Here is a 13,317-nt window from a genome sequence, read left to right as displayed (position 1 = left end):
CGCCCGGGCGGGGCGCGCGGATCCGCACCCGAACGACCACGACGCACTTCCGCTTGACAGCTCACATTTGCTCAGCGATAGTTGAGTCAATGACTGCTGAGCTTGCTTCCCTGCAGGGGCGTGCCCGGATCCACGCCGCTCTCGGTGACCCGGCGCGCTTGGCGATCGTGGACGCGCTCACCCTGGGCGACGCCTCCCCCGGCGAGATCTCCCACGACCTGGGCATGCCCACCAACCTGGTCGCCCACCACGTCAAGGTCCTCACCGAAGCCGGACTGGTCGTCCGCGGCCGGTCCGAGGGCGACCGCCGCCGCACCTACCTGCGCCTGCGGCCCGAAGCGCTGGCCACGCTGACTCCGCCGCCGCTGAGCGACGTCGGTCGGGTGCTGTTCGTGTGCACCCGCAACTCCGCCCGCTCCCAGCTCGCGGCCGCGCTGTGGGCGAGCCGGGCTGGCACGCCGGCCGCCTCCGCGGGCACGAAGCCCGCATCCCGGGTTCACCCCCGCGCCGTCGCCGTGGCCCACCGCCACGGACTCCACCTCGACCCCACCGGCACCGCCCACATCAACCAGGTCGCGCACGACGGGGACCTGGTGATCGCGGTCTGCGACAACGCCCACGAGGAACTCACCGGCCCGGTCCGGCCCCGGCTGCACTGGTCGGTGCCCGACCCGGTCCGGCTCGACACCGACGCCGCGTTCGAGGCCGCCTTCACCGACCTCGCCGCCCGCGTCGACCGGCTCGCCCCCGTCATCAATTCGGGAGACCGTCATGGCTGACACCAGCCCGTACCTGCGTGAAGACCTCTCCGTCAACCAGCAGCTCGCCCTGCGCACCGCCTCCACCCGCCTCGCGGCGGAGTTCGACGGCACCTACGGCACCGAGACAGTGGAGCCGTTCCTGCACGCCAGCTACGACCAGTTCGCCACCGTCGGCAGCCTCCCCAACTACCTGCCGCTGCTCGCCGAACGCTTCACCCGCCAGCGCCTGCAGGCCCTCGCCCGCGTCGAGGGGCACCACCGCGACGGCCGCCCGGTCGCCCTGTTCATGTGCACCCACAACGCCGGCCGCTCCCAGATGGCGCTGGGCTTCTTCACCCACCTCGCCGGCGAGCAAGCGGTGGCCTGGTCCGGCGGCAGCGAACCCAGCATCGAGGTCAACCCCGCGGCGGTCGCGGCGATGGCCGAGCGCGGCATCGACATCTCCGAGGAGTCCCCCAAGCCCTGGACCGACGAGGTCATCCGCGCCGCCGACGTGGTGGTCACCATGGGCTGCGGCGACGCCTGCCCGGTCTTCCCCGGCACCCGGTATGAGAACTGGGACCTCGACGACCCCGCCGGCCTGAGCCTCGCCGACGTCCGGCCGATCCGCGACGAGATCGAACGCCGCGTCCGCCGGCTGCTCGACGAACTGCGCGTCCCCGCCACCCGCTAGACCCCACGCCGCGCCGATACGCGGCCCGCGACGTCACTGAAATGGGAGAGAACAGACTGATGACCATCGCACTTTGGCGGCGCCTGCTGGCCGAGTTCACCGGCACCGCCCTGCTGGTCACCGCCGTGGTCGGCTCCGGCATCATGGCCACCACCCTCTCCCCCGACGACGTCGGGTTGCAGCTCTTGGAGAACTCGATCGCCACCGCGTTCGCCCTGGGCGCGCTGATCTTGATCTTCGGCCCGGTCTCCGGCGCCCACTTCAATCCCGTCGTCTCCGCTGCGGACTGGTTCCTCGGCCGGCGCGCCGGCACCGGGCTGACCGGCCGCGACCTCGGCGGCTACGTCGCCGCCCAAGTCACCGGGGCCATCGGCGGGTCGATCCTGGCCAACCTGATGTTCGACCTGGCCGCCGTCGACTTCTCCGGCAAGGACCGCGCCGCTGGGCACCTCTGGCTCGGCGAGGTCGTCGCCACCGCCGGCCTGATCCTGCTGATCTTCGCCCTGGCCCGCTCCAGCCGTGCCCCGGTCGCCCCCGCCGCGGTCGGCGCCTACATCGGCGCCGCGTACTGGTTCACCTCGTCGACCTCGTTCGCCAACCCGGCGGTGACGATCGGCCGGGCGTTCACCGACACCTTCGCCGGCATCGCCCCCGCCTCGGTTCCCGGCTTCGTCATCGCCCAGCTCGTCGGCCTCGCCGTGGGCATCGGTCTCCTGGCCGCGCTCTACCCCGACGCCGGGCAGGCCGCCGACCAGGTCGTCGTGCCCACCGCGGAGCGCGACCCGGCACTCGACCACCGCGCATGACCACCATTCCGCAGGACGGTGGAGCGGAGAGGTCGTACCGCGGCCTGCTCAATCCGCCGCGTCCGGCCTGCCGCTACCGGCTGCTCGACCGCAACAGCGACCCCGACCGGTCCCTGCCCACAGCCCACCCCGAGGCGCCAGTGAACCGGCCCGGCGACCCGTACCTCGAGAGAGGCTCCTGATGTCCGACAAGCCCAGCGTCCTGTTCGTCTGCGTACACAACGCCGGCCGCTCCCAGATGGCCGCCGGCTGGCTGCGCCACCTCGCCGGCGACACCGTCGAAGTCCGCTCCGCCGGCTCCGCCCCGGCCGAGACGGTCAACCCCGCCGCGGTGCAGGCCATGCGGGAGGTCGGCATCGACATCACCGACCAGACCCCCAAGCTCCTCGAGTACGAGACCGCGGAGTCCTCGGACGTCATCGTGACCATGGGCTGCGGTGACGCCTGCCCGGTCTTCCCCGGCAAGCGCTACGAGGATTGGAAGCTCGACGACCCCGCCGGCAAGGGCGTCGAAGCCGTACGCCCCATCCGCGACGAGATCCGCGCCCGGGTGGAGCAGCTCCTCGCCGAGCTGCGCCCCACCGCCTGACCCTGTCACCACCGCCCGCCCGCCGACCACCATCGGCGGGCGGCTGCACCCTGAGCAGGAGCCCCTCGTGTCCGACCCGCACCGCCTGATCGTCATCGGCTCCGGACCCGCCGGATACACCGCCGCCCTCTACCCGCCCGCGCCAACCCCGCACCCCTGCTCATCGAGGGCAGCCAGTCCGGCGGCGCGCTGATGACCACCACCGAGGTGGAGAACTTCCCCGGCGGCATCACCGGCCCTGAAGTGATGGACAACCTCCGCAGGCAAGCCGACCGCTTCGGCGCCCAGTTCATCACCGACGACGTCACCCGCGTCGACCTCACCAACCAGGCCAAGACCGTGTGGGTCGGCGAGCAGGCCCACCAGGCGCACGGGGTCATCCTCGCCACCGGCTCCGCCTGGCGGCCCCTCGGCGTCCCCGGTGAACAGGAGCTCCTCGGCCACGGCGTGTCCTCCTGCGCCACCTGCGACGGGTTCTTCTTCCGCGACCAGGACATCGCCGTGATCGGCGGCGGCGACACCGCCATGGAGGAAGCCACCTTCCTCACCCGCTTTGCCCGCAGCGTCACCATCATTCACCGCCGCGACACGTTCCGCGCCAGCCAGATCATGGCCGACCGGGCGCTGAGCAACGACAAGATCCAGGTGGCGTGGAACAGCGTCGTCGCGGAGATCCTCGGCCACGACGGCACCGTTGTCGGCGCCCGCCTGCGGGACGTCCACACCGGCGAGACCCGGATCCTGGACGTCACCGGCGTCTTCGTCGCCATCGGCCACGACCCGCGCAGCGACCTGTTCCGCGGCCAGGTCGACCTCGACGATGACGGCTACGTCACCGTCGACTCCCCCGGCACCCGCACCAACCTGCCCGGCGTGTTCGCCGCCGGCGACCTCGTCGATCACACCTACCTCCAGGCCATCACCGCCGCCGGCACCGGCTGCGCCGCCGCCCTCGACGCCGAGCGGTACCTCGCCGCCAACTCCTGAACCCCCGCACACATGGGCCTGCCGATCAACTGTCCGGCAGGCCCGTGTGGCAACGGGAAGATCCGCCGTCGCGACGTAGCAGTGTGCCCTGAGTTTGGACCACGACCTCAGCGATGAGCGGGGAGCACGGGTGGACGCGGCAGTGGCGTCACGGTGTTGCCTGAGCGCTGATCCGGGTGGCGATGTCGGCGACGGTGGCCTTCGCGGTGCGGCCGGCGCCCACCAGAGTGGCCGACGCGGGACCGGTCCAGTCGCCGTACCCCAACAGGTAGAGGCGGGGTTCGTCGACCGAGCGGGTGCCCGCAGTGGCGACCACGCCGTCGTGCCGTGGCAATCCGAGGGGCTCGAGGTGGGTGAGGTTCGGGCGGAAGCCGGTGCACCACACCACGGCGTCGCAGGGCTGCTCGGTGCCATCGGGCCATGCGATGCCGTGGGTGGTGAGTCGCTGGAACATGGGTTGGGCGTGCAGGACATCCCGGTCGCGGGCGTCGCGGACGCTGGGCACCATGACGATGTCGCCGAGGCCGGCGACGCCGCCACCCGCCACGCCGTCCTGGGCGGCGTGGCGGGTGGCCACGCCGAACAGGACCCGGCCGTCGACGTCGTCCGGCATCAACCGCGGAGGGCGCAGGGTGACCCAGGTGGTGTCGGCGACCCGGGACACCTCGGCCAGGATCTGGGCCGCGGAGTTACCCCCGTCGACGATCACGGCGCGCTGCCCGCGGAACTCTTCCGGCGAGGTGTAGTCCACGGTGTGCAGCTGCCGTCCGGCGAAATCATGGCGCTCGGGTATGTCGGGCAGGTACGGGCACTCCCACGTGCCGGTGGCGGAGATGACGTACCGGGCTAACCAGCTACTGGCGGTGGTCTGCACCGCCAGCCGTTCACCCGCCGGCCGCACGGCCTGCACCCGGACCGGCCGGCGCAGCGGCAGGTCGTAGCGCTGCTCGTAGGCGCGTAGGTAGTCCACCACGTGGTCGGAGGTGGGGAACCCCTCGCCCTCCTGTCGCGGCATGCCCCATCCCGGAAGAGGGCTGTACTCAGCCGGGGAAAACAGGCGCAGGGAGTTCCAGCCATGGCCCCACGCCCCGCCCGGCCGGGACTGGGCGTCGAGGATGACGTAGTCCAATCCGGCGCGGCGCAGATAGTAGCCCGCCGCCAGGCCCGCCTGACCGCCGCCAATCACCACGACGTCACACGACTCAGGCGTGCGCGGCACCTCCTTGTGTCCGCCGATCATCATGCCGAGTGATCCAGGAACTCGGAGACAGGGGCAGGCGCGGTTAACCAAACCCGGGGCAGTCCCGATGGACCGGCTGGTACCGCTTCATCACCCTGGCCATGCTCGCCCAGGGTTCTGACCGTCCTCGCCGCCACCACCGCCCAGCAACCGAACGCCAACCCAGAGATCATCGGGATGACCGTCGCCGAGATCCGCCGGCTCCTCAACGCCTTCGTCGGGGCAATGTGCTCACCGGAAACGATGAGCCGAAGCTTCTCTGGATGAGACGCAAGTCCAGTGGGGTACCGGCCCGTCCACCCCAGTTCGCCGACGTCCGATCACCACCGGAGCACCAGTCGATCCCTGAGCTCTGCCCATCTGAGCGGTCGCCGTCGCACGTCAGACGAGCAAGGCCGCGACGCCGGCCGCAGAGAGCAATATCGCCTCCCGGCCCTCCGGCCGCCTCCGCCGAGACGAAGCCCGCATCCCGGGATCACCCCCGCGCCGTCGCCGTGGCCCACCACCACGGATTCGACCTCAACCCCCACCGGCACCGCCCACATCGACCAGGTCGCGCACGACGGGGACCTGGTGATCGCGGTCTGCGACAACGCCCACGAGGAACTCACCGGCCCGGTCCGGCCCCGGCTGCACTGGTCGGTGCCCGACCCGGTCCGCGTCAACATCGACGCCGCGTTCGACGCCTGCCCTGTCTTCCCCGGTATCCGCTACGAGAACTGGGACCTCGACGACCCTGCCGGCCTCAACCTGGCCGATGTCCGGTCGATCCGCGACGAGATCGAACGCCGCGTTTGATGCCTACTCGACGGGCTGCACGTCCCGCATCCGGTTCTCGCGAACAAATCTCGACCACGCCTGGGAGGCTCACGTCCAGGGCTCTCGCCATGAGGTCGCCGAGAGCCCTGACCCCGTTCAGCTGGAAGCATTCCGCGACGCCTACACCGCCGATCTGACCAGGTTGCTAGAGGGTGACAAAGACATGGTTCGTGACGGCGAGGTGATCTACGCGTTCGGTTGTAAGCGAAGCCTCGATAGGTGAAGCACTGGCGATGGCTACCCTTCGATCCCTTGATCGGTCCGCGTACTCGCCTCGACCTGCGGAGGCTTCCGCTTGGCGTCATGCTTCGGCCGAACGACGGTTCTGATCATCGGTTGTCTATGCGACCGTCGAGGTTCGTCCGGTGCGGGGGCGTGGGGGCCGGACGCCGCAGCGGTAAGGAGAGGCACATCGTGGTGTCTCCAAAGCTCAGACGGACGCTGGCCGCGACTGCGGTCGCGACTCTGGTGGGGTCGCTGACGCTGGTCAACCCGGCGCAGGCTGATCCCAACAACAACTCGGCGAAGAAGCTCACCAAGGCGGTGACGCTGCACGGGGTGCTCCGCCACCTCGACGCGTTCCAAGCGATCGCCGACGCCAACGGCGGCAACCGCGGGTCCGGCCTGCCGGGGTACGACGCGAGCGCCGATTACGTGGCTGGGATGCTGGAGGACGCGGGCTACCGCGTGGGCCGGCAGCCGTTCGACTTCAACTTCTTCGAGGAGTTCGGATCGAGCTTCGGCCGAATCTCCCCGCCTCCGGCGACCGCGTACGTGGCCGGCACCGACTACGACCTGATGGACTTCTCAGGAGCTGGGGACGTCACGGGTCTCGTCGTACCGGTCGACCTCGCCCTCACCCCGCCGCGGGCCTCCACGTCGGGCTGTGAGACGACGGACTTCTCGGCGGCCGTGGCCGGAGAGATCGCGCTCCTGCAGCGCGGGGGCTGTCCGTTCGGGCAGAAGGTGTCCAATGCCGAGGCCGCCGGGGCGATAGGTGTGATTTTGATGAACCAGGGTGACGGCGACCCGGTTACCAACGTGGACCGGTACGCGTTGTTCGCCGGCACGCTCGGCGCGCCGGTGGGCATCCCGGCGGTGTCGGTCTCGTACTTCCTCGGCGCGCAGTTCGCCGCCACGCCTGGCCTGACCGTAAGGATCACCGCCAACACGACCTCCGAGGTTCGTTCGACCGAGAACGTCATCGCGGAGAGCACCACGGGTCGCGGCGACAACGTGGTGATGGCTGGGGCGCACCTGGACTCCGAACCGGACACGGCGGGCATCAACGACAACGGCAGCGGCAGCGCGGCCCTCCTCGAGGTCGCGTTGCAGATGGCGAAGGTCAAGCCCAACAACCGGCTCCGGTTCGCGTGGTGGGGGGCCGAGGAGGCCAACCTGGTGGGGTCGACCTTCTACGTCAACAGCCTGGAAGACGAGCGGGTCGAGGACATCGGCCTTTACCTCAACTTCGACATGGTCGGCTCGCCCAACTACGTGTTCGGCGTCTACGACGGCGATGACTCCGCGCAGTCCGGCTCCGGCCCCGGCCCGGCCGGCTCTGCTCAGGTCGAGGACGTGTTCGAGGGGTTCTTTGCCAGCCGCGGGCTGCCCACCAACGCAGCCGACTTTACCGGCCGGTCCGACTATGGCCCGTTCATCGCCGTCGGCATTCCGGCGGGTGGACTGTTCACCGGCGCCGAGGTGCTCAAGACCGTGGAGGACGTGGCCAAGTACGGCGGGGTGCAGGGCGCGCAATACGACCCGTGCTACCACGAGCCGTGTGACAGCCTGGACCCGGTCGCGGACGGCGGTAACGCCGCCCTCTACGCGCAACTGGAGGCGGAGTACGACCTCTACGGCAACATCAATACGTACGCGCTCGACGTGAACGCCGACGCCATCGCCACCGCGTTGATCACGTTCGCGTACGACACCTCCATCGTGAACGGGGTGCCGCGATCGCCCGGTAAGTCCCACGGCGCGGGCAGCAGCGAGGACGCCCACGGCAACGCTCTTCAGTGAAGCACCGGCGAGCCCGGGCCAGTCTGCAGTGTCACTGACCCGGGCTCGCCTCTATCCCCGACGGAGCCACGCTGCCCTTCGGCGCCGCGTCCGGGTTTGGACCTAAGGGCGTCCGCTTGCTGCCGTGGCCGTCAGCAGCAGATTCTGGATGGTCTTGACCCGCTTGCGGGAGGCGGCGAAGGGGCCACTCAGGCATCGCGCGCCTACCCACCGACTCGCTCGCACTCCGACCCGCGCTGCCTGCACCGGAACGGCAACGTCAACATTGCCGGTGGCCGGTCGGCTTGCGAACTTACAGCCCAGTGGGGCATGCGTCGCTTGACTGCGGGTTGGCCTGTTGGGCCGGAGTGCCGTACACGAGCGCGATCTCGTCGTGCGCATGCAAGATCATGCCTGCAGGATCGCCCTGGTATGGCTTGCCGTTGACGTAGGCCTGGAGCACCTTGCCGTCGCTGACCTCGAGCCCGCCGGTGTGGTCGGCGGACAGCGAGACGTGCCGCTCGGTGAAGAACTGGCCCCAGGCTGAAGTCGGCCTTCACCGGCGACTCGACATGGAGTACCCCGGTGGTGTCGTGTGTGTGCAACGGACTCAGCTGTTGGGCAGTCTCGTCTATGCCGATGCCTTCAGGCACGATGGCCGGCTGTCCGTTGACGATGACGTCGAGGTGGGGCGTGGATGTGCTCGGTTGTGCCTTCCGTTCCGAGCATGGGCAGCCCGGCGGCGGCCCTGGTCAGGCGAGGATCGCGTCCACGACCTCAATGGCTCGCCACTCGTGCTGGGCGTACAGCCACCCGAACGCCGACACCTGCACGGCTTGGGCCGCGTCGGTCAACGGGAGGTCCTGCCAGCCGGGGATCTCCTGCAGGGCGGTAAGGAATTGGCGGGTGGCGAACTCGGGCTTCATCAGGTCCTGCACGCTGCCCCAGCCACTGCTGGGCCGCTGCTGGAAAAGTCCGACGGAGTCGTGGTCCCAGCCGATGGCTTGGTGGGGGTAGTTCTGCGACTCGGGCAGCACGCCACTGGCGTAGTTGTAGAGGTTGCTCTCCTGCATCGCGGTGGCCACCGCGATCACCAGCGCCCGGCGGGGCACGCCCATCTCCTGCCCGGCGCGGACGATCCGCTTGGCGTTGTCCATCTGGGCCTGGTCCAGCCCGGCCACTGGGACAATCCGCTTCGGCTTCGGCTTCGGCTTCGGCTTCGGCTTCGACGTCGGCTTGGGCTTGGCCTTGGTCGTCGGTGACGGGGGGCTTTCGGGGGCAGGGGTTTCGGTGACCGGGGCGGCGGATTGGCGGGCAAGGCCGCGGGAGGCGGCGTCGGCTTCCGCACGCTGGGCGATCTCGATGCGCTGATCGGGGGTCAGTGACTCTCCGGCGGGGTCGGCGCCGATCAGGGTGACGCCCACCAGCCCCAGGCAGCACACGGCTCCGGTCGCCACCGTCACCCGGGCGCGGCCCGTTCGGGCGGCGAAGAGGTTGCCCAGGCCGCCGAGGCGGGAAAGCAGAGATCTGGAGAGTCGGGGCTGTGACGTGCTGGTTGTCCAAACGATGGAGGGGGTATCGTCCGAACGGTCAGCCGGGCCGCTAAGGCTGTTTGAGTCGTCGGGGTTGCCGTCGTTACGCATCCGACGAGGCTAGGCAAGAGGAGCGTTGATCACCCTGGGTGATCAGGTGGTGATGCTCACATTTTCACGCCTGCAACCGGAGCCTCAGGTGTGGTCAGCCGGCTCCAGGGAGAACACTCGCCATTCGGTCGAATCCCCCAATCCCGAGCAGTCCAGCCGCACAAGGCAGAAACAGCGCGAGAAGTTGACCTCCCTCGGATGATCCATTAACTCACCCTTTCGGGTGATATTTAGCTCGTCCATCCGCCGAAGAGGCGGTACCAGATCGGCGTATTCGCCCGCATTCAATCACCGACTCGTGAGGCGCTGTCATGGCCGGTTCCCTCCACGAGGGCGGTGAGGATGGCGGCGACGGAGACTCGGTAGCGGGACCCGACTCGTAGTACCCGAGCGGGGAAGGTGTCGGTGGTGGCGAGTTCGTAGGCACGGCTGCGGGACAGTCCGAAGATGTGGCCGGCCGTGGTGATGTCGGTGACCGCGCCGAGCGCGCGGATCCGCTCCACCGTCCACACCTGCGATGGGCCGTCGTTGGCCGCGGCGGCCGCCGGGGGGTCGTCGGAGTTCATGAGGGCAGTTCTCCTTCTGTGCGAATTGCGGTGTTGGCGGCAGTGAGCCGGCCGGTCCCGTCGTGGCGCGGTGACCAGGTGGGTGGCCGGGTTCGATTGGGTCGAGGGATGCGTCCGGCATCCGGTGAGTACCTCGAGGCCGTCTCCGAGGTACAAGGCGAGCCGGCCGATCTGCCGGTGCCGGTATGCCTGATGGCGAAAGGCTGCCCAGACCAGGCGGTCACGGCAGCTGCCAGCGGTGGGGGCACCGGAGCAGCCGCAGTGCGGCAGCGGCTTGCTGCGGTACGACGCCGTTGCCGAGGACTCGCAGCGCGAGGGTGCGCGGCAGGCCCAGCGTGGGGTCGGTGACGTGGCCGTCCTGAAGACCCATCAGCCATTCCACGAACGGCGGGGCGAGGACGGGCTCGCCGTGCCGGCCGGTGTGCATCGGCTCCGGCGCGGACCGGCCGAGCAGCAGCTCCCACCGGGCCACGGCGGCGGCGTAGACGCCCCACCTGCCCTCATCGAGGTGCCCCAGCCTGTTGGACAGACCGGCAATGGTGGTGCGCAGGTCGGCGCCGCCGTCGCCGTGCTGGCCGGGCCCGCGCCCGTCGGAGGCGCGTGGCGTGGGCAGCGTCTGGGCGGGGACCCGCACTGCCGCGGCGGGCAGGGTGAGGTCGCCGTGGGAACCTCGTTGTCCGGGGCAGCCCTTCTCCCCGTCGGTGGCCCGCGGGGTGGGTAGGAGCACCTGCGACAGCGGGGGCCGGAATCCCTTGCCGGCCCGCCGGCCCGGGGTGCCGGTGTCGCTGGCTTGCGGGGTGGGCAGAAGCCGAGCCGCGTCGGTCAGCGTCCCGCCAGCGTGCGAGATGGGCGTGATGCGGCCCGCGGTGGGGTTGGCCGACGACCGGCTGCCGGCGACCGTGGATGGGGGCAGGAGCCCGTGCGTCGAGTCGGTGGGGCTCGATCAGGTCGGGCAGGCCGTGCTGGTGGCCGGGGCCTTTGCCGTCACGGGCGCCGCCACGGGCCGTCGCGACCGGCCGGTGGCGGGAGCGGTTACGGCGGGCGGGCCCGCACCGGTGATCCGGTACGGGCCCGCCGTCGGCCGCCGTGGCGGCTACTTGTTTCCGGTGTTGCTGACCCGGAACGTGTAGTCCGCGTCGAGGAAGGTCAGGTCGCCGGTCGGCAGGTTGGAGACCAGGACGGCGAAGTCGTCCTGGTTGCCGTTGGCGCATCTGGTCTTCAGGTTGCTGGCGGTGAACTGGTCCCCGGTGGACCGGTAGACCCAGTTGCCCGCGCCGTCGGTGGTCTCCCCCGCCGTGGTGGTGCCGGGCGTGAGGTCACAGTGCGCGACCACCTGGACGGTCCAGTTGTTGTCCTGTGTGCCGGTGGTGGTGAACCAGTCACCGGTCGCCGAGGAGAGGGCGGCGTCGGCGCCGTTGACCCGCACGTCGTCGACGAACCAGCCGGTGTCCAGGTAGGCGGCGTCGGTGGAGTAGCGGAACCGAACGTCGGTGGCGCCCGCCGGCACGGCGGCGGTGAGGTGCACGTAGACCGGGTCGTCCACGAAGTACGCGCCGCCGGAGGTGCCGGTGAGGCCGTTGCCCTCGGTGTTGTTGCCGTGCGGGTTGTCGTCGGTGGTGACGACCTGCCCCGCATCATTCCGCAGCGGCACGGTGACCCACTCGCCGCCGACCAGGGCCTCGACGAAGCCGTAGTCCCAGCCTTCCTCAATGAAGTTCCAGCTCCAGAAGTCCAGCGAGGTAACCGGGCCGGCGGTGTCGACGTCGAGGATGTTGTCGGACTGGCTCTCGTAGCCGGCGTACCAGTGGGTGGTGCCGGTGTGCGGGGCGATGGTCGTCTCGTCCTCGCCGTCGAAGGCGAGCGCGACGGTCGGGCCCGGGTTGCGGAACCGCTCGACCGACATGCCGAACGGCACGGCGGTGGTGTCTGGCCGGTTCTTCAGCCGGGCCCACTTCGCCTCCGGGGTGGCTCCCTGGTAGCTGCCCCGGCCCGCCCAGAAGGAACCGTCGGCGATGTCGATGGTCCACGTCGTGTCGGCCGGGTCGCCGAAGTTGAATGCCTTGATGTCGTAGACCGGCGAGTCCTCGTCGTCCAGGTAGACCGCCACCGACCAGTCCCGGAATAGCGCCTCGGCGCTGCGCAGGTTGGCGCCCGTCGCCGCGTTGAAGGTGTTGATGGCGTTCTGCACGCCGGCCATGCCGTCGGCCTGCTCTTCGAAGATGGTCTTGATGAGCAGGTCACCGCCGGCGGCGTCGTACTGCTTGTCCGGGGTGTAGGTGCCGTCGCCGTTGCCCCCGGCCTGCTCCCAGAGGTACTGGAAGTAGGTGAAGGAGGCGCCGTAGTTGGCCAACGTGCCGCCCCACCGGGTCAGCGAGGTCTCCTCGTAGAAGACCTGGTGGTTGGTCAGGTGCGAGCCGCCGGCGTCGAGCCCGTTGAGGAAGATGGCGAAGTCGGCCAGCCCCTCGTCGACCCAGGAGAGCTCGCCCGGGTCGCTGTAGTTGTGCAGCAGGTGCTCCAGCTCGTGGGCGACGGTGCCCTCGTACAGCTCGGGCCGGTCGTTGGCCGGGTCGGCGTCGCGCCACGGCGCGTCGTTCGGCCCGACCCGGTTGGCCCAGTCGAGGGCGTCGACCACGATGACGTTCATCCCGTTGCTGTCGATGAAGTCCGGGGCGAAGTAGCCTGCCGTGTAGGACGTCTGAGCGCAGTCGTAGTACGCCTCGTCCTGGATGTTGTAGAGGACCATCACCAGCGAGTCGCTGGCCGGCTCGTCAGGGTCGGCCGCGTCCATCAGGCCGAAGTGCTCCTCGTCCACGGCGACGATCTGGCCGGCGAGCTTGTCGCCGACGTAGTCGATCTGCGCCTGGGTGAGGGCGAACTGGGCCGCCGTGGCGGTGGCGCAGGGGGTGAACCCGTCGGCCGGGTTGTGGTCGAACTGCGGGTCCAGGCTGGCCACCCCGGCCGGCGCGGAGCCGTCCAGCGGGGTGCCCTCCGGGACGTAGATGTAGACCGGGGTGCCGTCGGGGGTGGTGTTGGCGTACACCCGGGTGAAGTCCTGGTTGTACGTCCCACCCGCCGCGCTGTCGTTGATCGGCAGCGTGATGGTCGGCTCTCCGGGAAGGTTCAAGTGGTCGTCCGCCTGTGCGGGGGCCGAGACCGTGAAGGCGAGCGCGGTCACGCCCGCCATCGCGGCCGCGATCCGGCTCGCTCGTTTCATTCGCACGCGGCTGCC

12 protein-coding genes and 1 pseudogene are annotated in these 13,317 nt (G+C 70.0%); 8 read left to right on the top strand and 5 right to left on the bottom strand.

All coding sequences use genetic code 11. The annotated features are described in order from the left end of the window. Nucleotides 1-89: 89 nt before the first annotated feature. The 6 genes and pseudogenes from BUS84_RS03235 to trxB all read left to right on the top strand — a co-directional run bounded on the left by BUS84_RS03235 (nt 90) and on the right by trxB (nt 3,816). On the top strand, nt 90-779 hold the full coding sequence (locus BUS84_RS03235) for an arsenate reductase/protein-tyrosine-phosphatase family protein (protein WP_074308609.1): 690 nt from the start codon (nt 90-92) through the stop codon (nt 777-779). Beyond that, entirely contained in the window at nt 772-1,434 is a 663-nt protein-coding gene (locus tag BUS84_RS40860; RefSeq protein ID WP_074308607.1) for an arsenate reductase ArsC, read from the top strand. Before BUS84_RS03235 ends, BUS84_RS40860 begins: the two co-directional genes overlap by 8 nt. Before the next feature lie 59 nt (nt 1,435-1,493). Further along, nucleotides 1,494-2,240: an aquaporin gene (locus BUS84_RS03225; protein ID WP_074308605.1), complete on the top strand. Its 747-nt coding sequence runs from the start codon at nt 1,494-1,496 to the stop codon at nt 2,238-2,240. Further along, on the top strand, nt 2,237-2,422 hold the full coding sequence (locus BUS84_RS03220) for a hypothetical protein (protein WP_074308603.1): 186 nt from the start codon (nt 2,237-2,239) through the stop codon (nt 2,420-2,422). Before BUS84_RS03225 ends, BUS84_RS03220 begins: the two co-directional genes overlap by 4 nt. Beyond that, nucleotides 2,422-2,829 (top strand): arsenate reductase ArsC, encoded by a 408-nt coding sequence (locus BUS84_RS03215; protein WP_074308601.1) that lies wholly within the window; start codon nt 2,422-2,424, stop codon nt 2,827-2,829. The genes BUS84_RS03220 and BUS84_RS03215 overlap by 1 nt, the downstream gene beginning before the upstream one ends. A gap of 67 nt (nt 2,830-2,896) precedes the next feature. After that, nucleotides 2,897-3,816, top strand: a pseudogene (gene trxB, locus BUS84_RS03210) (thioredoxin-disulfide reductase). A 148-nt stretch (nt 3,817-3,964) separates the two neighbouring features. Here the strand turns inward: trxB and BUS84_RS03205 are convergent. Further along, nucleotides 3,965-5,059: an ArsO family NAD(P)H-dependent flavin-containing monooxygenase gene (locus tag BUS84_RS03205; RefSeq protein ID WP_074308599.1), complete on the bottom strand. Its 1,095-nt coding sequence runs from the start codon at nt 5,057-5,059 to the stop codon at nt 3,965-3,967. A 570-nt stretch (nt 5,060-5,629) separates the two neighbouring features. On the opposite strand from BUS84_RS03205, the gene BUS84_RS39460 reads away from it, so the two are divergent. Beyond that, entirely contained in the window at nt 5,630-5,854 is a 225-nt protein-coding gene (locus tag BUS84_RS39460; protein WP_244298350.1) for a low molecular weight phosphatase family protein, read from the top strand. A 435-nt stretch (nt 5,855-6,289) separates the two neighbouring features. Continuing rightward, the gene (locus BUS84_RS03195; RefSeq protein WP_159450967.1) at nt 6,290-7,900 is read left to right on the top strand and encodes a M28 family peptidase; all 1,611 of its coding nucleotides are present in this window, start codon (nt 6,290-6,292) and stop codon (nt 7,898-7,900) included. A 731-nt stretch (nt 7,901-8,631) separates the two neighbouring features. Here BUS84_RS03195 and BUS84_RS03190 read toward each other — a convergent pair. From BUS84_RS03190 to BUS84_RS03175, 4 genes are all read right to left on the bottom strand, one after another. Beyond that, entirely contained in the window at nt 8,632-9,522 is an 891-nt protein-coding gene (locus BUS84_RS03190; protein ID WP_074308597.1) for a peptidase M23, read from the bottom strand. Nucleotides 9,523-9,806: 284 nt separating this feature from the next. After that, a complete protein-coding gene (locus BUS84_RS03185) occupies nt 9,807-10,088 on the bottom strand; it encodes a DNA-binding protein (protein WP_074308595.1) in 282 nt (93 codons plus the stop codon). Between the two features lie 220 nt (nt 10,089-10,308). Continuing rightward, nucleotides 10,309-10,815, bottom strand: coding sequence for a hypothetical protein (locus BUS84_RS03180; protein WP_244298349.1), 507 nt, complete (start codon nt 10,813-10,815; stop codon nt 10,309-10,311). 366 nt (nt 10,816-11,181) lie between these two features. Continuing rightward, the gene (locus BUS84_RS03175) at nt 11,182-13,302 is read right to left on the bottom strand and encodes a hypothetical protein (RefSeq protein ID WP_342197896.1); all 2,121 of its coding nucleotides are present in this window, start codon (nt 13,300-13,302) and stop codon (nt 11,182-11,184) included. Between the last annotated feature and the right edge of the window lie 15 nt (nt 13,303-13,317).

It is taken from the genome of Micromonospora cremea (assembly GCF_900143515.1).
In the GTDB taxonomy this organism is placed as follows: Bacteria; Actinomycetota; Actinomycetes; order Mycobacteriales; family Micromonosporaceae; genus Micromonospora; species Micromonospora cremea.
Note: the sequence above shows the minus strand (reverse complement) of the source record. Positions and strands in the feature narration are given on the sequence as shown.